The sequence below is a fragment of the Dactylosporangium sp. CA-092794 genome (assembly GCF_050948465.1).
GTDB lineage: Bacteria > Actinomycetota > Actinomycetes > Mycobacteriales > Micromonosporaceae > Dactylosporangium.
Map to the genome: position 1 here is coordinate 4772967 of NZ_CP192044.1, position 23637 is coordinate 4796603.

General features: G+C 73.0%; 21 protein-coding genes and 2 pseudogenes. 15 read left to right on the top strand and 8 right to left on the bottom strand.

All coding sequences use genetic code 11. The features are described 5' to 3' along the window. Positions 1-25: 25 nt before the first annotated feature. The 7 genes from ACQPXD_RS20590 to ACQPXD_RS20620 all read left to right on the top strand — a co-directional run bounded on the left by ACQPXD_RS20590 (position 26) and on the right by ACQPXD_RS20620 (position 7197). The gene (locus ACQPXD_RS20590; protein ID WP_432840837.1) at positions 26-640 is read left to right on the top strand and encodes a hypothetical protein; all 615 of its coding nucleotides are present in this window, start codon (positions 26-28) and stop codon (positions 638-640) included. Between the two features lie 100 nt (positions 641-740). Then, positions 741-1673, top strand: coding sequence for an ABC transporter permease (locus ACQPXD_RS20595; RefSeq protein ID WP_432840839.1), 933 nt, complete (start codon positions 741-743; stop codon positions 1671-1673). After that, the gene (locus ACQPXD_RS20600; protein ID WP_432840841.1) at positions 1670-2662 is read left to right on the top strand and encodes an ABC transporter permease; all 993 of its coding nucleotides are present in this window, start codon (positions 1670-1672) and stop codon (positions 2660-2662) included. The genes ACQPXD_RS20595 and ACQPXD_RS20600 overlap by 4 nt, the downstream gene beginning before the upstream one ends. Before the next feature lie 20 nt (positions 2663-2682). After that, positions 2683-4362 carry an ABC transporter substrate-binding protein gene (locus ACQPXD_RS20605; protein ID WP_432840843.1) on the top strand — a complete coding sequence of 560 codons (1680 nt, stop codon included), beginning with the start codon at positions 2683-2685 and terminating at the stop codon, positions 4360-4362. Further along, complete coding sequence (locus ACQPXD_RS20610; protein WP_432840845.1) at positions 4359-6038, top strand: dipeptide ABC transporter ATP-binding protein; 1680 nt, start codon at positions 4359-4361, stop codon at positions 6036-6038. The genes ACQPXD_RS20605 and ACQPXD_RS20610 overlap by 4 nt, the downstream gene beginning before the upstream one ends. A gap of 118 nt (positions 6039-6156) precedes the next feature. After that, entirely contained in the window at positions 6157-6582 is a 426-nt protein-coding gene (locus ACQPXD_RS20615; protein ID WP_432840847.1) for an SHOCT domain-containing protein, read from the top strand. 21 nt (positions 6583-6603) lie between these two features. Further along, positions 6604-7197: a DUF308 domain-containing protein gene (locus ACQPXD_RS20620; RefSeq protein WP_432840849.1), complete on the top strand. Its 594-nt coding sequence runs from the start codon at positions 6604-6606 to the stop codon at positions 7195-7197. Positions 7198-7208: 11 nt separating this feature from the next. Here ACQPXD_RS20620 and ACQPXD_RS20625 read toward each other — a convergent pair whose 3' ends face one another. From ACQPXD_RS20625 to ACQPXD_RS20650, 6 genes are all read right to left on the bottom strand, one after another. Beyond that, positions 7209-8216 (bottom strand): AI-2E family transporter, encoded by a 1008-nt coding sequence (locus tag ACQPXD_RS20625; protein WP_432840851.1) that lies wholly within the window; start codon positions 8214-8216, stop codon positions 7209-7211. A 32-nt stretch (positions 8217-8248) separates the two neighbouring features. Then, a complete protein-coding gene (locus tag ACQPXD_RS20630) occupies positions 8249-8623 on the bottom strand; it encodes a hypothetical protein (RefSeq protein WP_432840853.1) in 375 nt (124 codons plus the stop codon). 71 nt (positions 8624-8694) lie between these two features. Further along, entirely contained in the window at positions 8695-9171 is a 477-nt protein-coding gene (locus ACQPXD_RS20635; RefSeq protein ID WP_432840855.1) for a hypothetical protein, read from the bottom strand. 747 nt (positions 9172-9918) lie between these two features. Next, positions 9919-10590 (bottom strand): hypothetical protein, encoded by a 672-nt coding sequence (locus ACQPXD_RS20640; protein ID WP_432840857.1) that lies wholly within the window; start codon positions 10588-10590, stop codon positions 9919-9921. Between the two features lie 88 nt (positions 10591-10678). After that, positions 10679-12013, bottom strand: a complete 1335-nt coding sequence (locus ACQPXD_RS20645) for a ricin-type beta-trefoil lectin domain protein (RefSeq protein WP_432840859.1) — start codon at positions 12011-12013, stop codon at positions 10679-10681. 201 nt (positions 12014-12214) lie between these two features. After that, a complete protein-coding gene (locus tag ACQPXD_RS20650; RefSeq protein ID WP_432843910.1) occupies positions 12215-12691 on the bottom strand; it encodes an HAD domain-containing protein in 477 nt (158 codons plus the stop codon). A 140-nt stretch (positions 12692-12831) separates the two neighbouring features. Between ACQPXD_RS20650 and ACQPXD_RS20655 the strand changes: the two genes are divergently transcribed. Beyond that, positions 12832-13446: a phosphatase PAP2 family protein gene (locus ACQPXD_RS20655; protein ID WP_432840861.1), complete on the top strand. Its 615-nt coding sequence runs from the start codon at positions 12832-12834 to the stop codon at positions 13444-13446. 198 nt (positions 13447-13644) lie between these two features. Here ACQPXD_RS20655 and ACQPXD_RS20660 read toward each other — a convergent pair whose 3' ends face one another. Then, positions 13645-14151 carry a MarR family winged helix-turn-helix transcriptional regulator gene (locus tag ACQPXD_RS20660; protein ID WP_432840863.1) on the bottom strand — a complete coding sequence of 169 codons (507 nt, stop codon included), beginning with the start codon at positions 14149-14151 and terminating at the stop codon, positions 13645-13647. Positions 14152-14242: 91 nt separating this feature from the next. On the opposite strand from ACQPXD_RS20660, the gene ACQPXD_RS20665 reads away from it, so the two are divergent. Beyond that, positions 14243-15157, top strand: coding sequence for an NADP-dependent oxidoreductase (locus ACQPXD_RS20665; RefSeq protein WP_432840865.1), 915 nt, complete (start codon positions 14243-14245; stop codon positions 15155-15157). A 53-nt stretch (positions 15158-15210) separates the two neighbouring features. Continuing rightward, positions 15211-16224, top strand: coding sequence for a phosphotransferase family protein (locus ACQPXD_RS20670; protein WP_432840867.1), 1014 nt, complete (start codon positions 15211-15213; stop codon positions 16222-16224). Here the strand turns inward: ACQPXD_RS20670 and ACQPXD_RS20675 are convergent. After that, complete coding sequence (locus ACQPXD_RS20675; RefSeq protein WP_432840869.1) at positions 16175-17110, bottom strand: GH25 family lysozyme; 936 nt, start codon at positions 17108-17110, stop codon at positions 16175-16177. The two genes, ACQPXD_RS20670 and ACQPXD_RS20675, sit on opposite strands and share 50 nt — an antisense overlap. An 80-nt stretch (positions 17111-17190) precedes the next feature. Between ACQPXD_RS20675 and ACQPXD_RS20680 the strand changes: the two genes are divergently transcribed. The 5 genes and pseudogenes from ACQPXD_RS20680 to ACQPXD_RS20700 all read left to right on the top strand — a co-directional run bounded on the left by ACQPXD_RS20680 (position 17191) and on the right by ACQPXD_RS20700 (position 23494). Then, entirely contained in the window at positions 17191-17775 is a 585-nt protein-coding gene (locus tag ACQPXD_RS20680; RefSeq protein ID WP_432840871.1) for a TetR-like C-terminal domain-containing protein, read from the top strand. Between the two features lie 147 nt (positions 17776-17922). Next, a pseudogene (locus ACQPXD_RS20685) lies at positions 17923-20573 on the top strand (GH92 family glycosyl hydrolase); the annotation flags it as partial. Positions 20574-20666: 93 nt separating this feature from the next. Continuing rightward, a pseudogene (locus ACQPXD_RS20690) lies at positions 20667-21092 on the top strand (discoidin domain-containing protein); the annotation flags it as partial. 991 nt (positions 21093-22083) lie between these two features. Continuing rightward, positions 22084-22314 carry a hypothetical protein gene (locus ACQPXD_RS20695; RefSeq protein WP_432840873.1) on the top strand — a complete coding sequence of 77 codons (231 nt, stop codon included), beginning with the start codon at positions 22084-22086 and terminating at the stop codon, positions 22312-22314. A 682-nt stretch (positions 22315-22996) separates the two neighbouring features. Continuing rightward, complete coding sequence (locus ACQPXD_RS20700; RefSeq protein WP_432840875.1) at positions 22997-23494, top strand: phosphoribosyltransferase; 498 nt, start codon at positions 22997-22999, stop codon at positions 23492-23494. Positions 23495-23637 lie beyond the last annotated feature (143 nt).

Here is a 23637-nt window from a genome sequence, read left to right on the forward strand (position 1 = left end):
GGCTTCACCTGATGGGGAGTACCAGATGGGCATCTTCAAAGGCATCGCGACGCTGACCGTCGGTGCGCTCGCGGGCGCGGCCATCTTCGCCGGTGTCAACGCGGTGCGTGGCGCCGGCGAGGACGCGCCGGCCTTCGACAAGGTGGGCGACTACACCTCGACCGCCAAGAACGTCGTGCGGTTCAAGCTGGCGCCGAGCAACGACAAGCTGGCGCAGTGCATGCCGAAGGTCAAGGTCGACGTGGCCGTCGCGCTGGAGACCGACAAGACCGGCCGGGACGTGTTCGACGTGACGATGACCGGCGCGCCGCCGAAGACGTCGTTCACGGTGTTCCTGCTCGAGGTCCCGGGCGCGCCGTTCGGCGCCGCGGAGTACATCGGCGACGTGAACACCGACCAGCACGGCAAGGGCAAGGCCGAGTTCAAGCTCATTGTCGAGGAGGCGTTCTCCTCCACGATCGTGGGCAAGGACCGGGTCCGCAAGGAGCTCAACCACGTGGGCATGTGGTTCGCCGACCCGAAGGACGACGACTTCTGCCTCGGCGCGAACAGCCCGGTGACGCCGTTCGACGGCGACAACGAGGCGGGCGTGCAGGCGTTCAACTCGGCGCCGTCGCTGCCGAAGGCCCCGCTGCCCTAAACCCTCCCGCGACCCGGAAATGCCGGATAAGCCAGGCTTATCCGGCATTTTGCCGCTATAGCCGCCGAGAGATAGCCGATCAACGTGATAGGTTATCTATGTGTCGATCGACGCTCTGCCGGTGCCGGCCGCGGTGGTCCAGGTCCGGCATCCGTGGCGCCGGCTGCTGGCCGACCGCTGGGCGATGGCGGGGGCGGCCGTCGTCGCCGTGCTGCTCGTCGTGGCCGCCGCGGCGCCCGCGATCTGCGCGGCCGAGGGGCACGACCCCTACACCTACGACCTCGACGCGCTGTCCGACCTCGGCGCGCCGGCCGGCTTCGGCGGTGGCATCGGCGCCGGGCACTGGTTCGGCGTGGAGCCGGTGACCGGGCGCGACCTGTTCGCCATCGTGGTGCACGGCGCCCGCACCTCGCTGCTCGTCGGGATCAGCGCGACCGTCCTGTCGGTGCTGCTCGGCGTCGTCATCGGCGCCACCGCGGGGTATTTCGGCGGCTGGTACGACCGGGTGGTCGGCCGGGTCGTCGACGTGCTGCTCGCCTTCCCCTGGCTGGTGTTCGTCATCGCGCTGGGCGCGATCGCCCCGGCCTCGGTGCCCCGGCCGGTGCTGCTCGTCGGCGCGCTCGCGCTGCTGTTCGGCTGGCCGTCGATCGCCCGGGTGGTCCGCGGCCAGACCATGGCGCTGCGGCGGCGCACCTTCGTCGTGGCCGCCACCGCGATGGGCGCCGGCCCCCGGCACGTGCTGGTGCGCCAGATCCTGCCCCACCTATCGGCGACCGTCATCGTCTACGCCACGATCCGCGTCCCGGGCATGATCGGCGCCGAGGCGGCGCTGTCGTTCCTCGGCGTCGGCGTGCCGCCGCCGACCCCGGCCTGGGGCCGCTCGATCGGCGACGCGATCGCCTGGGTGCACACCGACCCGATGTATCTCGCCTTCCCCGGCGCCGCCCTGTTCCTCACCACGCTCGCCTTCAACCTGCTCGGCGACGGGCTGCGCGACGCCTTCGACCCGCGCTCCGCGGCGCTGGCCCGATGAGCGCGCTGCGCGTCGTCGCCGGCCGGCTGCTGGCCATGGTCGTGACGCTGCTCGTGGTCAGCCTGATCACCTACGCCGTGTTCTACCTGCTGCCGTCCGACCCGGCGCAGCTGTCCTGCGGCCGGCCGTGCACCCCGCAGCGGCTCGCCGACGCCCGCGCCTTCATGGGCTTCGACGAGCCGTGGTGGCGGCAGTATCTGGACTTCCTGGCCGGGCTCGCGGCCGGGCGCACGTTCGGCGAGGGGGCCGCCGCGGTGCACTGCGCCGCGCCCTGCTTCGGCTACTCGTTCCGGCTCAACGAGCCGGTCACCCAGCTCGTGCTCGACCGGATCCCGGTCACCTTCTCCATCGCGATCGGCGCCGCCGTGCTGTGGATGCTCCTCGGCGTCGGCGCGGGGGTGGCCGCCGCCGTGCGCCGCGGCAAGCTGACCGACCGGGTGGCGATGGCCGCCGCGACCATCGGCGTCTCCGCGCCGAGCTACCTCGTCGCGCTGCTGGGCATCCTGCTGTTCGGGTTCACCCTGAACATGGTTCCGGTCGGTGGGTACGTGCCGCTCACCGAGAATCCGGTGCAGTGGCTGTGGCACCTGGTCCTGCCGTGGTGCGTGCTCGCCCTGATCACCGCCGCGGTGTTCGCCCGGCTCACCCGCGCCCAGATGCTCGAGGTCCTCGGCGAGGACTACATCCGCACCGCCCGGGCCAAGGGCCTGCGGGAGCGGCGGGTGGTCGGCCGGCACGCGCTGCGCAACGTGCTCATCCCGGTGGTCACCGTCTTCGGGCTCGACCTGGGCATGCTGCTCGGCGGCGCGATCATCACCGAGCGGGTGTTCAGCATGCCCGGCCTCGGCGCCCTGCTGCTCGAGGCGGTCGGCACCATCGACCTGCCGCTGATCGTCGGCATCACGCTCTTCTCCGCCTTCCTGATCATCCTCGCCAACGCGCTCGTCGACCTCGTCTACGGCGTGCTGGACCCGAGGGTCACGCGCTGAACGCCAACGAAAGGACCATCGTGAAGCACAGATCGGCGGCCCCGGGCACCGTCGCACTCGCCGCGCTGCTCGCCCTGGCCGGCTGCAACGCCAACCCGGAGGGCGCGGGCACCGGCGGGTCGCAGCCGGCCGGCGGCACCGCGAAGGGCGGCACGCTGACCATCCTCACCTCGGTCAGCGACCAGCAGTTCGACCCGGCCAAGAGCCAGAACCTGGCCATCACCACGCTCGGGCTGGTCCTGCGGCGGCTCACCACCTGGGACGTCCAGCCCGGCAAGCCGGCCCAGGTCGTGCCCGACCTGGCCACCGACACCGGCCGCACCACCGACGGCGGCAAGACCTGGACCTACACGCTCAAGGACGGCCTCAGGTACGCCGACGGCACCCCGATCACCGCCGCCGACGTCAAGTACGGCGTGGAGCGCTCGTTCGCCCCCGAGCTGTCCGGCGGCCTCGGCTACCACAAGGGCCTGCTGGAGGGCGGCGCCGGCTACAAGGGGCCGTACACGGGCGGCGAGCTGGCCTCGATCGAGGTCCCCGACGCGCGCACCGTCGTGTTCCACCTCAAGACCGCCTACGGCGACTGGCCCTGGATCGCGTCCATGCCGGCCTTCACGCCCGTGCCGAAGGCCAAGGACGATCCGAAGGTGTACTCCCAGAAGCCCGTCGCGTCCGGGCCGTACCAGGTCGAGGACTACCAGCAGGGCAAGGCGGTCCGCCTGGTGCGCAACCCGAGCTGGGACCAGGCCACCGACCCGGTCCGCACCGCCGGCCCGGACCGGATCGTCATCCAGCTCGCCCAGGACACCACGGTCCAGGCGCAGCGGCTCATCGCCGACTCCGGCGACGACCGCAACGCCTTCGGCGCCGGCTTCGTCCCGCCCGCCCAGCTCGCCCAGATCGAGCAGAACCCGGCCGCCAAGGCCCGGCTGGTGACCTCCGACGCCGGCGCCCTGGCGTACCTCGCCATCAACACCCGCCGCGGCCCGCTGCAGGACCTGCGGGTGCGCCAGGCCATCGCCTACGCCGTGGACAAGCGCGCCTTCCAGGTCTCTGCCGGCGGCGCCATCGGCGGCGACCTCGCCAGCACCCTCATCACCCCCGGCATCGCCGGGCGGGCCGAGTACGACCTCTACCCGGCCGGGCCCTCCGGCGACGTCGCCAAGGCCAAGCAGCTGCTCGCCGACGCCGGCCAGAGCACCGTGAGCCTCACCCTGCTGTCCCGCAACGACCAGCCGCACCTGGCCCAGTCCCAGGCGATCCAGCAGGGCCTGCAGCGGGCCGGCATCACGGTCACCATCAAGCCCGTCGACGACACCGCCTGGGAGGCCGAGGTCACCGGCGACCGCGGCGACTACGACCTCACCGTGAGCAGCTGGCAGCCCGACTTCCCCAGCGCCAACGGCAACATCCAGCCGCTCTTCGCCACCAGCGAGATCGCCGGGGGCGGCTACAACATCTCCCGCTACTCGCAGCCGGAGGTCGACGACCTCATCAACCGGGCCACCGCCGAGACCGACCAGGCCAAGGCCCAGCAGCTGTGGGCGCAGGCCGACAAGCGCATCATGCAGGACGCCCCGGTCGTGCCGCTCATCTATACGAAGAACTCGTTCCTGCACGGCTCCAACGTGCGCAACTTCTTCGTCGCGGCGTTCCCGGCCTACCCCAACTACCTCAAAGTGTCGCTGCAGCAGGGATGAGCGACCCGCTGCTCACGGTGACCGGCCTGGCCGTCGCGTTCGACGTCGACGGCCGCACCCACGAGGCCGTCCGCGGCGTGGCCTTCGAGCTGCGCCGCGGGCGGGTCCTCGCCCTCGTCGGCGAGTCCGGCTCCGGCAAGAGCGTCACCGCGCTGGCCGCCCTCGGCCTGCTGCCGGGCACCGCCCGGGTGACCGGCAGCATCACGCTGTCCGGCACGCAGCTCGTCGGCGCGCCGCCGGCCGTGCTGCGCCAGGTGCGCGGCGGCCGCATCGGCACCGTCTTCCAGGAGCCGATGAGCGCGCTGAACCCGGTGTTCACCGTCGGCGACCAGATCGCCGAGGCCATCCGCGCCCACCGCGACCTGCCCCGCACCGCCGCCGCGGACCGGGTGCGCGAGCTGCTGGCCACCGCCGGCCTCGACGACCCGCGCCGGGTCGCCCGGTCCTACCCGCACGAGCTGTCCGGCGGGCAGCTGCAGCGGGCGATGATCGCGATGGCGATCAGCTGCGACCCGGACCTGATCATCGCCGACGAGCCCACCACCGCCCTCGACGTCACCGTCCAGGCCGGCATCCTCGAGCTGCTGCGCGACCTGCGCGCCCGGCTCGGCACGGCGGTGCTGCTCATCACCCACGACATGGGCGTGGTGGCGGACCTTGCCGACGATGTGGTGGTACTCCACGCAGGCCGGGTGGTCGAGGAGGCCCCCGCCGACCGCCTGTTCGCCGCGCCCGCCCACGAGCACACCCGAGCACTGCTCGGCGCCGTCCCGCGCCTGCCCGCGCTCGGCGAACCCCCGCCGCTCCCGCCGCCGGCCCCGGCCCGGCCGCCGGCCGTCACCGTCCGCGACCTCGTCGTCGACTACCCCGCCCGGGGCCGCCGGGTGCGCGCGGTCGACGGCGTCTCGCTGCACATCGACCCCGGCGAGGTCCTCGGCCTCGTCGGCGAGTCCGGCTCCGGCAAGTCGACCATCGGCCGCGCCCTGGCCGCCCTGGCCCCGGTGACCGCCGGCACGGTCGGCGTCGACGGCGTCGCCGTCGGCCCCGGCCGCACCACCCGCCGCCGCGACCTGCGCGCCGTCCGGTCCCGCATCGGCATCGTCTTCCAGGACCCGGCCTCGTCGCTCAACCCGCGCTGGACGGCCGGCGCCAGCATCGCCGAACCCCTGGCGCTGCACACCGGCCTGCCCCGCGCCGAGCGCCGCCGCCGCGCCACCGAGCTCCTCGCCGCCGTCGGCCTGCCGGCGGACGTGCACGAGCGCTATCCGCACGAGATGTCCGGCGGCCAGCGGCAGCGGGTCGCCATCGCCCGCGCCGTCGCCCTGCGCCCGGCCCTGCTCATCGCCGACGAGCCGACCAGCGCGCTGGACGTCTCCGTCCAGGCCCGCATCCTGGAGCTGATCCGGCGGGTACAGGCCGACCTGGGCTTCGCCTGCCTGTTCATCAGCCACGACCTGGCCGTCATCGAGCGCGTCGCCGACCGCGTGGCCGTCCTGCACCGCGGCCGGATCGTGGAGGAGGGCCCGGCCGCGACCCTCCTCCGCGCGCCCGAGCATCCCTACACCGCCCGCCTGCTCGCCGCCGTGCCGGTCGCCGACCCCGCCGAACAGGCCACCCGCCGCGCGGCGTGGCGCCGCCTGGCCATCCCCCACGAGGCAACCGGCGAACGCGTGTGACCCGGCGGGTCATCCGGCGCGGGGGATGGGCGGGGGTAGCGGGCGTTCGATCCTGGGACTGAGGGGATTAACCCGTGCCCGATCCGGGCGGGTGAAACGTTTGCCGGGGAGGTGGACGATGGCTGGGCAATGGCTCGGCACCGTGGTGTTGGGGACGGTGTGGTTCATGGTGGTGTTCGCCTGGGTGTGGCTGATGGTGAGCATCCTGAACGACCTGTTCCGCGACCCGTCGATGCCGGGCTGGGGCAAAGCGGTGTGGACGCTGGGATTGATCGTGTTCCCGTGGATCGGCGCGCTGGTGTACCTGATCGCGCGCGGCCGGTCGATGAACGAGCGGGCGGCGCAGCGGGCCCGGCGCCAGGAGGCCGAGGTCCGTCAGTACATCCGCGAGGCCGCGGGAACCGGCGCGACGGCGAGTCCGGCGGACGAGCTGGCCAAGCTCGCCGCGTTGCACGACCGCAAGGTGCTCAATGACGCCGAGTACGAGCGGGCGCGGTCGGCCGTGCTCGGCGCGAACGGTGGACTGGCCCGGCCGCGGGCCTGACCGAGCCGGGAGGTGAGCGGGATGAGCGTAATCGGGCATCCGCGTGCGGGGACCGCCCGGCGGGAGCCGATGGCGGTGCCGACGTGGCAGCTGCTGGCCGTCGGGGTCGTGACGGCCCTGTTCGGTGTGGCGGTGCTGGCCTGGCCGGGCGAGACGCTGCGGCTGCTGGGCCTGCTGGTCGGGTTGTGGCTGCTGGTGACCGGCGTGACCCGGCTGATCGCCGTGTTCCGCAAGGCGGAGGGCGACAACCTGATGCACCGCATGGTCGACGGCGTGGTCGGGGTGGTGCTGGTGGCCATCGGCGTCACCTGCGTGCGCGACACGGCGCTGGGAGTGGCGACGCTGTCGGCGCTGATCGGGCTGGCCTGGCTGCTGAGCGGGTTCGCCGGGGTGCTGCTGGGCGTCCTCGTCCACGGCCGGGCGAGAGGCTGGCTGATCGGGGTCGGCATCGCCTCGATCGCGGCCGGCGTGCTGTTCCTGGTCTGGCCGGGCCTGTCGTTGCAGGTGCTGGTGCTGCTCAGCGGGATCATCGCGATCGTGCTCGGCGCCGTCGAGGTGGTGGTGGCCGTGCAGGCGCGGCGGCATGGCCGCCGGGCGCTGCTCCGGCCCGGCTGACCGTCTGCGGGTCAGGCGCCGGCGACCGGGCCGGACGGGCGGCGGGTCGCCTGCCACCATCGGCGGGCGATCGCCGCCAACGGCGGGGCGAGGAAGACGCCGCACAGCCCGCCGAGGGCGGCGCCGATGACGGTGGCGGCGAGCACCGTCACCGGGTGCAGGTCCAGCGCGCGGCCGAAGACGTACGGGCGCAGGACGCACTCCAGCACGTTCTGCGTGATCAGCACGATCCCGGTCATCCACAGGGCGGTCTCGGCGCCGCCGTCGCCCAGGGCCAGCACGATCACGAAGACGCCGGAGATCCAGGCGCCGAGGTACGGCACGTAGGCCGCGACGAACGTGATGACGGCGATCGTGAACAGGAACGGCAGGCGGAGCACGGCCGCGCCGAGCGTGATCACGACGGCGTCCATGGCGGCCACCACGCTGGTGCCGACGACGTACCGGCGCAGCCGTACCGCCGCATCGTGCAGCAGCGGCACCGGGTCCAGCCCGGGCCGGGTGGTCAGCCGCCGGGCCGCGCGTTCGGCGAAGCGCGGGCCGTCGCGCAGCACGTAGTACGACAGGTAGACACCGACGAGCACACCCACCGCGAGCTGCCCGGCGATCACGACGCCGTTGACCAGCACGGAACCGGCGCCCAGCAACGCGGTGCGCCAGGTCGAGGACTGCAGGGCCGCGCGGACCGGGTCGATACCGATCGCCGCGCGCAGCGACGCACCGGCGTGGGCGGCCGCCGGTTGCCACTGCGACGCCTGGGCCGCCACCACCGCCAGCAGCAGGACCACGACACCGCCGAGCAGCAGCGGCGGGACCAGGGCGCCCAGCAGCGCCGACAGGGCCGCGGAGCAGCCGCGCCGCCGCAGTGCCTCGGCGACGGGGTGCAGCGTCACCGCGGCGACGACCACGACCAGCAGCGGGGCGAGCAGCGGCACCACGACCCCGACCGCCGTCGCCAGCAGGGCCACCCCGGCGACCAGCCCCACGACCCACCAGCCGAGGCGGCCCAACCGGGCCATCCGCGCGTCACCGTCAGCGTGCGACGCTGGGGTCACTTGCCTTCCGGCGTGCGGGCACGCTCGCGCCCGCGCTCGGCCGACTGGCCCGCGGAGCCGGACTCGAGCATGTTCATGATTTTCGGGGCCAGCGCCGCGGCGAGCGTGGGGGCCAGCGCCTCCGCGAGCGCGTCGGCCAGCGCCTCGGCGACGAGCACCCGTTCCAGCATCGAGGCCTTGCCCTTGCCGAGCATCGGCGCGCCGGACAGCACCGCGTCCAGCAGCGGCGCCGCGGACGTGCGGCTGCGGGCGGCGACCTGGCTGCCCGCCTCGTCGAGGATGCTACGGATCGCCTCGTCGATCAGCGACTCGATCGGGTCGGTGGACTCCTGTGGTTTGTTTCCGGGTTGCTCTGGCGTTCGTTCGGCCACGGTGACCTACTCCTTGCTGTGTCGGCGACGCCCCCGGCCCGCCACGGGCCGGGGACGGGTCATGAGGTGTCTCAGCGCTGCGAGAGCAGCGCGGCGGCCATGAGCGGGTGTTCCACGATGTTCTCGCCCCGGCGGCGGCGACCGGCGAGCGCCATGAGCAGCAGCGGGTGCTCGATGCCCTCTTCCTCCTCCGCCCCGCGCCGGCTCATCAGCGCGGCGAGCAGCAGCGGGTGCTCGAAGATGCCCCGGCCTTCGCGGCGGCGGCGCATGAGCGCGGCGAGCAGCAGCGGGTGCTCGATGCCCTCCTCTTCCTCCTCCTGACGGCGGCTCATCAGCGCGGCGAGCAGGAGCGGGTGTTCGGCGATGCCACCCTCCTCCTGACGGCGGCGCATGAGCGCGGCCAGCAGCAGGGGATGCTCCACCATGCTCTCCCCACGCTCCCTGCGGCGCGCGAGCAACGCCGTCAGCAGCAGCGGAGAGATCCCCTGCTCCTCACCCTCGCGTTGCTGCGCCTCGGCTTTGCCCCGTTCGGCGGTACCTGCGGTCATCGTCTTACCTCCTGTGCGAGCCGGGCCGGCATCCGCCGACCCGGTCCGGTCCGGAATCACGTCTTCCCGAATCACCGTGACTGATCGCGAACGTCCACGCGTCACCTGCGCGTGATGACCGTCGCTGGCCAGGCCCCCGGACATCGATGCGCGCACCACGTGCCCGCCCGCCACATCCGTCCGGGGTCATGCCGGCTTGGCGTATGAGGTGGCCGGCGCCTGACGTGGTGGTTGCTGTCCGGGGGCAGGTGGCGGCCACCGCGGCCGGGCGTTCGCTGGCGCCGCCGGTCGGGCAGGGCGGTCGACCCCGGGACGGGCGTTCGCCGGCCGCCGGTGGGGCAGGGGCGGTCGACCCCGGGCCGGTCGTTCGCCGGCCGCCGGTGGGGCAGGGCGGTCGACCGCGGGACGGGCGTCGCGCCTGTTCGCCCGTTGGGCGAGCATGCGATCGGTGTGGCCGGGCGGACGTATGTCTCCGTGATCATGATGCCCGTCGTGACCGCACACGGGTTTGCCATGATCCCGGAGACTTTCGGTACACGGGTGTACATGGACACTCCGTGATCATGAAAAACCCTTGGTGCCGGCGGTGGTTCGGCATGATCGCGGAGACTTCCGGTCGGTGCGCCGCGCTCTGCGGCGTGCAGCGCCGACCCTGCCGGTGCGCGGGTGGCGCCGGCCGGCCGCGGAGTGCGTCGGCCCCGGTTCGGCACCGCGGCTGCGGCGACCCGGCGTCGCGGGCGGTGCAGGTCAGCGGCGAACCGCCAGGTGCTCGTGGTTCCGATGCGCTATGGCCGCGGCGATGAACTGCCAGGAGACGTGCCGGTTGTTCCAATGGTTCGGGTAGAGGTCGGCCAGCGGCGTACCGTTTCGCGCGAAACGGTTCAGCGAGTCCTTCGACAGGTCCAAATGGTACGGGTCGTCGCGGCACCAGCCGTTGGGGTCGCCGCACGAGTCGGCGACGAGCATGTCCAGGGTGCCGTCGTTGTAGGCGTCGGCGGTCCACGAACCGTTTCGGCAGAACGGCTGGCCGAGTGCGCCGTCGTTCGTGCCGGTGCAGTAGTCGCCGATCCTCACGCGCACCCAGCGGCCGCAGTTGCGGCCGTTGTTCCACAGTCCCATTTTCGACGCCTGCGCGGCGGGCAGCGGCCGGGTGTACATCGTGCCGTCGCCGGGGGTGTCGAAGACGTTGAGCGCGACGAAGTTCTGCGTCTCCAGCTCCGGCTGCGGCATCCCGCATCCGCCGTAGGGCGAGCCGAGGCCGTCGAAGTAGGTCGCGTTGCCGGTCACCGGTGACGACGGCTCGGAAACGGTCGCCCGCGCCGGCGGCTGCAGGGCCAGCAGGATCAGGGCGGCGCCGGCCGCGGCGATCGCCGGGACGGCCAGCCGGGCGAGCGGGGCACCACGGAGGCGTGCGGTCATGCCCGGCACATTCGGGGCCGGGCCGCCCGTGCGTCAAACACGGGCGGCCCGGTGCGGCGCCGGCCTGCGGCTCACCGCGAAACTTCCACTACTGCGGCAGCGACCACTTCTGGGCGCCGGTGCCGTTGCAGTCCCAGATCTGCACCTGGGTGCCGGGCGTCACCGACCCGGACGGGTCGTCGAGGCACTTGTTGGCCTGCGGGTTGTAGTACGTGTTGTCGGAGCGGTGGATGAAGACCTGGGCCGCGGTGTTGTTGCAGTCCCACAGCTGCAGCTTGGCGCCGTTGGCGGTCGATCCGCCCGGGATGTCCAGGCACTTGCCCAGCGCGTGCAGCGTGGTGCCGGCCTCGACGTAGGTCCACTGCTGCGCGCCGGTGCCGTTGCAGGTGTAGATCTGCACCGGGGTGCCGTTCGCGGTGCCGGACGAGCGCACGTCGAGGCACAGGCCGCCGGGGCCCGTGATGGCCTTGCCGCCGGTACCACCACCACCACCGCCGCCACCACCGCCGCCGCCACTACCGCTGGTGTAGGCGGCCACATAGTCGATGACCATCGGCACGCCGGACTGGGTCGCGCTGGTGGGGCCGCCGCCGAACGCGTCCGGGAAGCCGCCGCCGATCGCCACGTTGAGGATCATGAAGAAGCCGTGGTGGGTGGCGTTGTTCCACGTGGTCGCGTCCACCTGGTTGGCGTTGACCGTGAAGAAGTTGCTGCCGTCGAGGTACCACCGGATCTGCTCCGGCGACGTGCTGCGGTCCAGCTCCATCGCGTAGGTGTGGAAGCCGGTCTGGCAGCCGCCGCAGGCCCGCTCGCCGCTGCCGAGGCCGACGGTCTCGTTGCACGGCCCGTTGGGGGAGACGCCGCAGTGCAGGGTGGCGAACTCCGAGCTGCGCCCGTTGATGTCCTCCATGATGTCGATCTCGCCGATGCCCGGCCAGCCGGTCGCGCCGGTGCCGCGCGCCGCCGCGCCCAGCGACCAGAACGCCGGCCAGTAGCCGGCCGCGGCCGCGCCGCTGACGTTCGGCTGCTGCAGCGACGCCTCGAAGCGCAGCTTGCCGCCGGCGGGCGCGGCGAAGTCGGTCCGCTGCGTCTCGACCCGGCCGCTGGTCCAGTTGCCGGCGCCGTCGCGGATCGGCTTGATCACGAGGTGCCCGGCGCCGTCCTGGTAGACGTTGGCCGTGCTGTTGGTCATGTTCTCGATCTCGCCGGTACCCCAGTTACCGGCACCGCCGGGGTAGCCGTGTCCGAGGTCGTAGAGCCAGTTGGCGGTGTTGAGCCCGGTGCCGTTGGCGCCGCCGAAGTCGTCGGCGAAGACCTGCGTCCAGCCGGAGGGGGTGGGCGGCACCGACGCGCCGGCGTCGGGCAGCGCCGCGATGGTGGCGGCCACGACCACGGCCGCGCCGGCGCCGGCGAGCAGCGCCATCCGGCCGCGCCGACGGCGCCCCGTTCGTTTCTGTTGATTTTCCACAGTGAATGTGACCTTCCTGAGCCTGAGGGCGGGCGTAGGACATCCCTGTTCAGCCCCCACATTGGCGGACGTGAGAGCGCTCTCAGATGGTCGCTTACTGAAAACATAGTTGTCAATAGTGGGTTAACCTTGTAGGTCCGTGTGCGTTTCCGCGTATCACGCGGTCACGTGCCGCTGCCCCAGCCATCGACGTACCACCGCGAAGTCGGCATCGGTCAGCCCCACCGCGGGGTCGACGCGGTGCAGCAGCGCCGGCCCCGGGTGGTGCGCGGCGACCCATCGCCGGTCGGCGCCGGTCGTCTCGTCGTCGAGCCAGACGAAGGGCCGCCCGGCCGTCCACCGCGCGAGGAAGACCGTCTTCCAGTGCAGGCCGTGCTCCGCTTCCTCGTCGTCGTCCGGCCAGCCCACGACGGGGAGCGCCGGGAGGCCGAGCCGCGGCGAGACGATCTCGTTCGCCTCGGCCATCCACGTGGTCGCCCAGACCAGCTCGCCGTCCAGGGCCAGCAGGCGTTGCCCGTCGGCCGGGTCGAGCCGGTCCAGCAGCGGGTTGCCGGCCCCGCCCGAGGGCCGCTGCCCGCCCACCGACCGGCCGCGGAACGGGATGAGCACGCCGTCCACGTCGAGAAAGATCAGCGGCCGTTGCGCGTTCAGCACTCCCGAACCGTATCGGCCGTGGTCTGCGTCAGCCTTGCGGATGACGTGCGTTTCAGGCGGTTCTCAGCGCGATCGGGTGAGCATGATGTGTGCCATTGCCGCGCCGCCGCGCTCTGCCTGTGTTGTTGCCGGCCCTTGCCCTGGTCGTGCTGGCCGGACTGTCCGCGCTGGTCGCCGCGCGGGCGCCGGGGCTGGTGCGGGCCGACGCCGTGGTCAGCGCCGCGGCAAGGCGGTTCACCGCCGGGCACGGCTGGTGGCGGGCCGCCATGGCCGGCATCTCGCACAGCGCCGACCCGGTCGTCCTGCGCGTCATCCTCGCGGTCGTCCTCGGCGGCCTGCTGCTCGCCCGCCGGGTTCGGGCGGCCCTGTTCGTCGCGCTGGTCGCCGCCGCCGGCACCGGGGCGCGGCTCGGTCTGCTGCACCTCGTCGCCCGGCCACGGCCCGCGGACCGGCTGGCCGCGGCGTATGGGTTCTCCTTCCCGTCGGGCCATACCACGTCGTCCGCGTTGGTCGCCGGTGCCGCGGTCGTGCTGCTGGGCGTGCTGTTCCCGACCGGTGCCGCCGGCCGCATCACGGCCGGGGTCCTCATGATGTGGGCGGTACTGGTCGGCCTGAGCCGGATCGCGCTGGTCGTGCACTGGCCCACCGACGTGCTCGGCGGCTGGCTGCTGGCCACCGCCGTGATCGCCGGCCTGGCTCCGACGCTCGGCGAGCGACATCACCTAGGTTCCTAGGAAGCAAGACGCACCGCGAGGCGGGCCACAGTGGCCGAGGTCAGGCGCCGGGCTTGCGGGGCGGCCCCTGGTGGCCGAGGTCGGGCGCCGGGTTTGCGGTGCGGGTGGAGCGGTGCGGGGCGCCGCGAGGCGGCCCCTGGAGGTCGCGGTCAGGCGCTGGGCTTGCGGGCGGAGCGAGGTGGGCCGTGGTGGCCGAGGTCAGGCGCTGGGTTTGCGGGGCGGGCGGGGGCGGGCGGAGCGGGGCGGCGCGGCGCGCATGTGGGTGAGGACCCGGTCCATCAGTGAGCGGAGCGTGGCGAGGTCCGAGCGGTCCAGCGGGTCGACCAGCAGGCGCCGCACCACCTCGACGTGGCCGGGCAGCACCTGGAAGAAGCGGTCGCGGCCGGCGGCGGTGAGCGACACGACCACCGTGCGCTCGTCGTCCGGGCCGGTGCCGCGGACGACCAGGCCGGCCTTCTCCAGCACGCCGACCTGATACGTCAGGCCGCTGCGGCTGTACACGATGCCGTCGGCGAGGTCGGTCATGCGCAGCCGGCCACTGGGAGCGCCGGTCAGCCGGGCGATGATCTGGAACTGCACGGAGCTGAGGTCGCCGTCCTCGCGGAGCTGCTGCTCGACGGCGTACTGCAGCAGGCTGCCGACGTCCGTGAGGGCGAAGTAGGCGGCGAGTTGCTCCGGGTCGAGGTGTGGTGCGTCCGGCGTCACACCGACATCCTACTTGCTTCGAATTCGAAGGAGTGTACTGTCACGGTGTGCTTCGAATTCGAAGTACCAATCGTGGGAAAGAGGGAGCGACATGCGTGCTGTGCGGTTCCACGAGTACGGCGGCCCGGAGGTGCTGCGGGTCGAGGAGACGGACCGGCCGGTGCCGGGGGCGGGGGAGGTGCTGGTCCGGGTGGCCGGCACGTCGTTCAACCCGGTCGACGCGACGATCCGCTCCGGGCGGCTGCAGCAGGTCTTCCCGGTGACGCTGCCGCACACGCCCGGCATCGACGTGGCCGGGACGGTGGCCGAGGTCGGGGCGGGCGTGACCGGGCCGGCGGCCGGCGACGCCGTGGTGGGCTTCCTGCCGATGGGGGCCTCGGGCGCGGCCGCGGAGTACCTGGTCGCGCCGGCCGCGGTGCTGGCCGCCGCGCCGGGGGCGATCCCGCTCGCCGACGCGGCCGCGCTGCCCGCGGTCGGGCTGACCGCGCTGCAGGCCGTGACCGAGCACGCCGCCGTGCGGGCCGGGCAGCGGATTATGGTGCACGGCGCGGGCGGCGCGGTCGGCGGCTACGCGGTGCAGCTGGCGGTCGAGGCCGGCGCCACGGTCGTGGCGACCGCCGGGCCGGCCAACGCCGAGCGGGTGCGCGGCTACGGCGCCGAGGTCGTCGGGCGCGACCCCGCGGCGGCGACCGGCGAGTTCGACGCGGTGCTCAACTTCGCGCCGGTGCCGCCCGCGGAGATGGCGGCGCTCGCCGCGCTGGTCCGGCCGGGCGGTCTGCTGCTGTCCACGGCCACGCCCGGCCCGCAGGACGACCCGCGCGGCGTGCGGTCCGTGCCGGTGTACGTGCGCAGCGACGCCGAGCAACTGGCCGCCCTCGTCAAGCGGGTCGACGCCGGCGCGCTGCGCGTCCACGTCGCCCAGCGGGTGCCGCTGGAGCGCGTGGCCGAGGTGCACGCGGCGGAGGAGGCCGGCACGCTGCCCGGCAAGACGGTGATCACCGTCTGAGCCGCGTCCGTGGCAGACTGACGGTCCGCATCGCGCACGACACGGGGGAGCACATGACACGCGCGTTCCTGCGGCCGGACGACCTGCACGACCTGGTGACGGCGCACTTCGGTGCCGACCGGCGCGTCGCGTCGCTGGACCGGCTGACCGGCGGTACCAAGAAAGGCGTCTATCGGATCGGACTCGACGACGGGTCGTCCGTGATCCTCTACCTGTGGGCCGCGGGCGAGAACTACTGGCCCCCGTCGCCGGTCGTTCCGGACGACCCGTTCACCGACGCGAGCGGCGCCGAGCTGTTCGGGGCCGCTCACGCCGCCCTCACCGCGGCCGGCGTGCGGGTGCCGCGGCTGCTGCTGCTCGACCGGGACGGGCGGTTCCTGGACGACGACCTGGCTCTGGTCGAAGATGCCGGTTCGGTACTCCTGGAAGCGCTCCTCCAGCACGACCCCGCGGCCGCCGAGGCACACCTGGCCCGGCTCGGCGACGCGGTGCGCCGGCTGCACACCGCGCGCGGCCCCGGCTACGGCAAGGTCGCCGCGATCGTCGACGGCACCGCACCGCAACAGCGCGGTACCGAAGACGTCATCCTGGACCGCGCGCTGGGCCACCTGGCCCTCGCCGCCGGCCGCGACCCGCGGATCGCCGGTGCGCGGGAGCGCATCGAGGACCACCTGCGCGGCCTGCGCGCGGCGGTCGCGCCCCGCCGGGAATACGGGCTGGTCCACGGCGAGCTCGGCCCCGACCACGTGCTCGTCAACCCGGCGGGGGAGCCGGTGATCATCGACTTCGAGGGGCTGGCCTGGTTCGACGTCGAGTGGGAGCACGCTTTCCTGCAACTGCGCTTCGGCGACCGCTACCCGGCGCTGCGCCCGGTCGAGCTCGACCCGGACCGGCTGGAGCTCTACCGGTACGCCCAGACCATCGCCCTCATCGAGGGACCGCTGCGCATCGCCGGCACCGACTTCCCGGACCGGCAGTGGATGCTTGACCTCGCCGAGCACCACATCGGCCGGGCGCTCACGGCGGTGGCCAGGCCAGGGCGCGCAGGCCGGCCGGGCCGCCGTTGACCACGTCGCGGTCGTGGCTGTGCGCCCGGTCGGGGTCGCCCGGCATGTACTGCCACAGCGCGAACGTGGTCCAGCCGGCCGGCAGCTTCGGCGCCTTCGCGCTGTAGTTGGCGATGTCCAGCGGGTACGACCCGTAGGAGGGGTCGTTGCCCGTGCACGGATTCCACCAGTACGTATTCGTATAGATCATCGGCTTGCGCCCGATGCTCGCCTCGATCCGGCCGATGAACGCGCCGATCCAGGCGCGCAGCTGCTGCGGGGTGAGGTTGTAGCAGTCGCCGGCCTTGACCCCGGCGTAGGGCCACTCGAGGTCGACGAACGGCACGAGGGTGCGCGCGTCGCGGGTGAAGCGGGCGTGGCGCAGGAAGTGGTCCGCCTGCCCGACCGGGTCGCCGAGGTCGGGCCGTGCGTATACGTACGCCCCGACGTATCGGCCGGCGGCCTTGGCGGCGGCGTAGTCGGCGGCGAAGTGCGGGTTGACGTACGACTTGCCCTCGGTGGCCTTGATGTAGACGAACTCGCTGCCGGCCGCGACCTCGGTCGGCCAGTGCACTCCGAAGCGGCGGTGGTCGTGGCTGGACACGTCGATGCCGCCCACCGCGAAGCCGGTCGGCCGCCCGGCCTGGATCGCGGCCACCGCCTGCGGCGACGGCGGGTCGGGCGGCGGCGCCGGCAGGATCGGCGGCAGCGCCGGCGCGGAGGCCACGCCCCACACGGACCCGGTGAGCACCAGCAGCGCGGCGGCCAGCCCGCGGCGCTGCCCGGTGGACAGCTCGCGCAGGCGCCGCCCGGCCGCCAGCACCAGCGCGGCCGCCATCAATGCCAGCAGGACGGCGGACGGCGCGCGCCGCCGCGCGGCGTCCCGCCCGCGGCGCCATGCCGCCATCCATCGCTCCCGCACCATACAAGTGTGCCGTCCCGCAACGAAAACTCGTTTTCGACAACGCGTTGTCGTATCGTCGGGGCGTGGCGGGGCGCAGCCGGATGCCGGCCGAGCGGGAGCGTGAGCTGCTCGGCATCGCCCTCGCGCTGGTCCGCGAGCGCGGGTACGAGCAGGTCACCGTCGACGACATCGCCGCCGCGGCGCGGGCCAGCACCGCGACGCTCTACCGGCGGTGGGGCGGCAAGGCCCGGATGGTCATCAGCGCGCTCGCCGACGGCGAGCCGGAGGCGCCCGCCGACGTCGACACCGGCAGCCTGCGCGGCGACCTGCTCGCCCTGGCCGCGCGGGCGGCCGGGCCGTTCCGCCCGCCCGACCTGCGGGCCGCGGCCATGACCGGGCTGGCCCGCGACGCGCTGCTCGACCCCGGGCTCATGCGGGCCCTGCGCGAGATCACGGTCGAGCCCCAGGCCGAGCTCCTGCGGCGCGTGCTGCGGCGGCACGCCGAGGCCGGGCGCATCGCCGCCGGCAACCCGATCCTCGACCTGGCCGACCGGGTGCTGTTCGGGCCGCTGCTGTTCGAGCAGGTGTACGCCGGGGACGACCCCGGCCTGGCCGAGCGTCTCGTCGACGAGGTACTGCTGCCGCTGCTCCTGGCGGCACCCATTTGACAAGTATTGACAATTCTCACTGCGCGCGGGAACCTTGACGCGCGTCGATTTCGGCGGTCGGCGGCCCCTCACCGGTTGACCGATCGGAGCGACGTGAGAAGGCTGCTCTGCAACGCCCTGTCCCTTGCCGTTGCCGCCACCGCCGCAGTGACCGTCTTCGCCGCCGGCGCACCCGCCCGCGCCGCCGTCCCCGCCGACCTGACCACGCTGGTCAACCCGATGATCGGCACGCAGCAGGAGGGCAACACCTTCCCCGGTGCGGCGCTGCCCTTCGGCATGGTGCAGGTCAGCCCGGACACCGGCTGGGAGACCGGGTACAACTACGACCACAGCCGGGTGTGGGGCTTCTCCCAGACCCACCTGTCCGGCGTGGGCTGCCCGGTGGCCGGCGAGGTGCCGCTGATGCCGACCGTCGGCGCGGTGAACACCAGCGACCCCAACACCTACGGCCAGCCGCTCAACCACGGCCAGGAGCAGGCGTCCCCGGGGTACTACCGCATCGGCCTGCCCAACGGGGTCACCACCGAGCTGACCGCGACCCTGCGCAGCGGCTGGCAGCGGTACACCTTCCCGGCCGGCACCCAGTCCAACGTGCTGTTCAACACCGCGCAGGCGCGCGGCCAGGCGACCGGCGCCAGCACCTCGTCGGTGTCCATTGTGGGCAGTGACACGGTCGAGGGCTCGGTGACCACCTCCGGGTTCTGCGGCCCGTCGCCGGCGCACACGGTCTACTTCTCGGCCCAGTTCAGCCGGCCGTTCGCCGGATTCGGTACCTGGTCGGGCTCGACGTTCAGCAGTGGTTCCCGGGCCGCGTCCGGCGGTGGCGCGCAGGGCGGCTGGGTGCGGTTCGACACCACGACCAACGCGGTGGTCACCGTCAAGGTCGGGCTGTCCTACACCGGCCTCGCCGGTGCGCGCGCCAACCTCTCCACCGAGACGTCCGCCGCCGCGTTCAATTTCGATTCGGTACGCCAGAACGCCCACGACACCTGGAACGCTAAGCTGCACAAGGCCGAGGTCGACGGCGGCACCACCGACCGGCAGGTCGCCTTCTACACCTCGCTCTACCACGCGCTGCTGCACCCGAACCTCGCCGGCGACGTCGACGGCGCCTACCGCGGCTTCGACAACGCCGTGCACACCGCCGCCGGGTACACGCCCTACCAGACCTTCTCGCTGTGGGACACCTACCGGGCCCAGAACCAGCTGGTCGCGCTCCTGGAACCGCAGGTCGCCCGGGACTCCGCGCTGTCGCTGCTCGCCGTCGACCGGGAGCTCGGCTGGCTGCCCCGGTGGGCGCTGGACAACACCGAGACCAACACGATGACCGGCGACCCGGTCACCCCGTTCCTGGTCGACCTGTGGGCCCGCGGCCTGCTCAGCGGCTACGAGGAGCAGTTCTACACCGCGCTGCGCAAGAACGCCTTCGGCACGCCGCCCGCCTCGACCGGGCTCAACGCCCGCAACGGCAACCCGTACTACACCGCGCTCGGCTACGTCCCGACCGGCGTGGTCTGCAACCCGACCGCGATGTTCGACAACGACTGCCAGTACCCGAGCTCGGCCACCCTGGAATACGCCGCCGCCGACTCGGCCCTGGCCATCATGGCCCGCGCGCTCGGCCACACCGCCGACGCCGACCAGCTCGCCGCCCGCGGCCAGAACTACCGCAACCTCTCGACGCGTCGATCGGCTTCTTCCGGCCGCGCAACGCCAACGGTGTGTTCGGCACGCCGTACTCGCCGACCGACGGCGCGCACACCTTCCACGAGGCCGGCGCCTACCAGTACCAATGGTTGGTCCCGCAGGACCCCGACGGCCTGATCGCGCTGCTCGGCGGGCGGACCAATGCGGTCAACCGGCTGGACCAGTTCTTCGCCTACAACGACCTGCTGACCGACCCGTCCGGCACCGCGCACACCAAATGGGTCAACGGCGCCTACGACTACTACAGCTTCACCACCTACAACCCGAACAACGAGCCGGACCTGCTCGCCCCCTACACCTACCTGTGGACCGGCCAACCGGCCAAGACCGCCACGGTCCTGCGGGCCGCCTTCACCCTCTTCGCCAACGGACCGAACGGCGTCACCGGCAACGACGACCTCGGCACCATGTCGGCCTGGTACGTGTTCGCCTCGCTCGGCCTGTACCCGCTCATGAACGGCGCCAACGTCTACGGCGTGAGCACGCCCCAGTTCCCCTCGGCGAAGGTGACCGTCGGATCGTTCGGGTCCCAACCGGGCGGTACCATCACCATCAACGCATCCGGCGTGAGCGACACCAACCGCTACATCGCCACCGCCAGCCTCGGCGGCACCCCCTTCACCCGCACCTGGCTGTCGCAGGCGGACCTGGCAAACGGCGCCGCCCTCAACTACACCGTTTCCGGCACGGCCGGCAGCTGGGGCACCGGCGCCGCCGACGCCCCGCCGTCGTCGAACCACACCACCCCGCCGCCCGCCCAGCCGAACCTGGCCCAGGGCCGCACCGCCACCGGCTCCGCGCCGTGCGCCGGCACCGAAGGCCCGGAGAAGGCCGTCAACGGCAGCGTCACCGGCGGCAACCCCGACAAGTTCTGCTCCGCCGCCGGCCCGTCCTCCCTGCAGGTCGACCTCGGCTCGGCGCAGACCCTGACCCGCCTCGTCGTCAAGCACGCCGGCGCCGGCGGCGAACAGGCCGCCTACAACACCAAGGCGTTCACCATCCAGCTGTCCACCGACGGCAGCACCTGGCAGACCCCGGTCACCGTCACCAACAACGCCGACCCGGTGACCACGCACCAGATCCCGGCCACGACCGCCCGGTACGTGCGGCTCAACGTCACCACGCCCACCCAGACCACCGACACCGCGACCCGCATCTACGAGCTCGAGGCCTACGGCGGCGGCACGCCGACCAACCTGGCCCTGAACCGCCCGGCCACCGGCACCACCCCGTGCGCCGCGAGCGAGGGCCCGGAGAAGGCGGTCAACGGCAGCGTCTCGGGCGGCAACTCGGACAAGTTCTGCTCCGCGACCGCCGGCGCCTGGCTGCGCGTCGACCTCGGCACCACCCAGGCGATCAGCCGCTTCGAGATCGCCCACGCCGAGGCCGGCGGCGAACCGGCCGGCTACAACACGAAGGCCTTCACCATCGACGTCTCCACCGACGGCACCACCTGGACGCCAGCGGTCACGGTCACCAACAACACGGCCGCGAACACCACGCATCCGGTCAGCGGCCTGTCGGCCCGGTACGTGCGGCTGACCATCACGACCCCGACCCAGACCACCGACGCGGCGGCACGCATCTACGAGCTACGCGTATACGGGTGATGGTCGTCCGGGCCGGGTGAGGTGAGCGGGTGAAAGGTCTGCTCACCCGGCCCGGACGGGATCGGCGACCACTGATGAGGCTTACGGTCCAACCATGCCTCCCGTCCTGGTCCGCCCGTACGTTCGCATCATCCCCGTCGCCCACATTCCACCGGCCGCGCCGCGGCGTTCCCCCGTCGCGCCGCGGCCGGTTCCACCCGAGTACCACCCGCGCCACGCCACTTACCGCCCGGTCCCGCCTCCCCGCCCGCCGATCCCGCCTCCCGGCCAGCCGATCCCGCCGGCCTTGCCGAGCCAGCTGCTCCGGCCGGGCGGCTCCGGCCAGCCCATCCCGCCCGCCTTGCCGGCCCAACTGCTCCGGCCGGGCGGCTCCGGTCAGCCGGTCCGGACCTTCCAGCCCGGCCGAACCGACCAGCCGGCTTCGCTGGCGCAGCCGGTGCAACCGGCTCAACGGCACAGGACGGCGCAACCGGCTCGGGACGGCCGATCGGCTCAGGACAGCCGGTTGGCTCAGGCGGGTCGGTCGGCTCAGGACGGCCGGTTGGCTCAGGCGGGTCGATCGGGTCAGGACGGCCGGTTGGCTCAGGCGGGTCGATCGGGTCAGCCGGGCCGGCTGGCTCAGTCCGGTCGGTCGGGTCAGCCCCCTCAGCCGCGCCGGTCGAGCCAGCAGGCCGACTCGGTCCAGCCCGGCCGATCCACGCAACCGGGTCAGCCGGTCCGGGCGGTGTATTCGGTTCGCTCGGCCGATTCGGTTCGCTCGGCCGATTCGGTTCGGTCGGCGTATTCGGTTCGGTCAGCCGATTCGGTTCGGTCCGCTCAATCGCTTCACTCGGCCCAATCGGTCCGGTCGGTTCAGCCGACCCGGTTCGGCCAGCCGGGCCGGGCGGTTCCGCCCGGCCGCCCGGGCAGGCCGGGTAGCGGCTTCGCGCCCGATCAGCCGCCACGACGTGCGCGGCGCCGCTACCCGGCCCTCGCGTGGGGCGCACTGCTGGTGACCCTGGCCGCCACCGGCGTGGCACTACGCCCCGGCCAGGAGCAGGGCGCGGGCCGGGTCCCGGCCGCGGAGGCGGGCCGGCTGCAGATCTCACTCATCCCGGCGCCCGTGGACCCGGTGGTGCCCGTGGACGCACCGCTCGTCCAGCCCGAGCCCCAGCCCCAGCACACCGGCACCAGGGTGCCACCCGATGCTCCGGATACCCCCGACCGTCGCGGCCGGCATTGACCCCTGCCGGCCGCGCCGGCCAACCTCCGCCAGCGCCCAACCTCGGTCGACGGTCGCCGACGGAAACGTTTGCCGGCCGACCAGTGCCCGCAGCTGATGCATGGCGTTTTCCGCCGCCGTCCCCGCTCCGATTCGTCGAGGTCGGGCGGGCGCGGACGGGGCGAGCACGTCGCACCCGTCGGACACTGGCCGCCGCGGAGCACGGCGCAGTGACCGGAAGTCTCCGCGATCATGCACTACCCGCCGCCGACACCAACGGTTTTTCATGATCACGGAGTGCTGATGTACCCCCGTGTACCAGAAGTTTCCGGGATCATGGCAAACCCGTGGTGCGGCCACCGCGTACATCATGATCACGGAGACATACGTCCGCCCCGGGCCGCGCAGATCGGATGCTCCGCCCGGCGGATGCGATATCCGCACCGTCCGCCCCGCCGCGCCGCCCAGGGGTCGGCGCCGATGACCGGCGGTCGGTTCGTGGGGAGCAGAATTGTCACCTGCCGGTGGCCTCGAAGGATCCGGGCGCCGGCGAGGGACCGATAGCCATTGTGTTCGGCCTGCCGCCGGGCTTGATCCGGGTCGGCCCCGGGCGTCGCGGCCTGGGCTGGGTGGTGATCGTGACCGGTATGCTTCGCGGACCGGCCGTACCGCGCCGGCAGGGCGGCGTGAGGCAGACGGTCAGATGGAGCAGCAAGAGCGCGAAGTGCTGGACTGGCAGACGTTCGGCGGCGCGGCCCGGCAGTTGGCGCAGGCGATCGCCGACGACGGCTTCCGGCCCGACCTGGTGCTCAGCGTGGCGCGCGGCGGTCTGCTGGTGGCCGGCGCGTTGAGCTACGCGCTCGACGTCAAGAGCATCCACATGATGAACGTCCTCTACTACACGGGCGTCGACCAGCGGCTCGACGCGCCCGTGATCCTCGAGCCCACGCCGGACCTCAGCGAGTTGTCCGGCGCGCGGGTGCTCATCGCCGACGACGTGGCCGACACGGGGGCGACGCTCGAGGTGGTGCGCGACTTCTGCGGCGGGAAGGTCGCCGAGGTGCGCTGCGCGGTGCTCTACGAGAAGCCGCACTCGACCGTGTCCTGCCAGTACGTCTGGCGCAGGACGGACCGCTGGATCACCTTCCCGTGGTCGAGCCTGCCCCCGGTCACCGACCCGGCCGCCGCCGTCACCGGCTAGCGGCCGTGACAGGCTAAGCAGGTTGCCAAAGGTCCTGTCCGAAACCGGCGGCGAGAAGGCCGGTCAGCGCGCCGAAGCGCCGCCGGAGTTACGGACAACACTTCTGAGCAGGCGCTTAGCGGCCGTGACAGGCTGGCGGCGGT

Excerpts from the sequence above, each read along its gene's own strand:
- ACQPXD_RS20620 (WP_432840849.1), top strand. The coding sequence starts at position 6,604 with ATGAGCGTAATCGGGCATCCGCGTGCGGGGACCGCCCGGCGGGAGCCG.
- ACQPXD_RS20610 (WP_432840845.1), top strand. The coding sequence starts at position 4,359 with ATGAGCGACCCGCTGCTCACGGTGACCGGCCTGGCCGTCGCGTTCGAC.
- ACQPXD_RS20615 (WP_432840847.1), top strand. The coding sequence starts at position 6,157 with ATGGCTGGGCAATGGCTCGGCACCGTGGTGTTGGGGACGGTGTGGTTC.
- ACQPXD_RS20590 (WP_432840837.1), top strand. The coding sequence starts at position 26 with ATGGGCATCTTCAAAGGCATCGCGACGCTGACCGTCGGTGCGCTCGCG.
- ACQPXD_RS20600 (WP_432840841.1), top strand. The coding sequence starts at position 1,670 with ATGAGCGCGCTGCGCGTCGTCGCCGGCCGGCTGCTGGCCATGGTCGTG.
- ACQPXD_RS20700 (WP_432840875.1), top strand. The coding sequence starts at position 22,997 with ATGGAGCAGCAAGAGCGCGAAGTGCTGGACTGGCAGACGTTCGGCGGC.
- ACQPXD_RS20645 (WP_432840859.1), bottom strand. The coding sequence starts at position 12,013 with ATGGCGCTGCTCGCCGGCGCCGGCGCGGCCGTGGTCGTGGCCGCCACC.
- ACQPXD_RS20675 (WP_432840869.1), bottom strand. The coding sequence starts at position 17,110 with ATGGCGGCATGGCGCCGCGGGCGGGACGCCGCGCGGCGGCGCGCGCCG.
- ACQPXD_RS20635 (WP_432840855.1), bottom strand. The coding sequence starts at position 9,171 with ATGACCGCAGGTACCGCCGAACGGGGCAAAGCCGAGGCGCAGCAACGC.
- ACQPXD_RS20670 (WP_432840867.1), top strand. The coding sequence starts at position 15,211 with ATGACACGCGCGTTCCTGCGGCCGGACGACCTGCACGACCTGGTGACG.
- ACQPXD_RS20640 (WP_432840857.1), bottom strand. The coding sequence starts at position 10,590 with ATGACCGCACGCCTCCGTGGTGCCCCGCTCGCCCGGCTGGCCGTCCCG.
- ACQPXD_RS20665 (WP_432840865.1), top strand. The coding sequence starts at position 14,243 with ATGCGTGCTGTGCGGTTCCACGAGTACGGCGGCCCGGAGGTGCTGCGG.
- ACQPXD_RS20625 (WP_432840851.1), bottom strand. The coding sequence starts at position 8,216 with ATGGCCCGGTTGGGCCGCCTCGGCTGGTGGGTCGTGGGGCTGGTCGCC.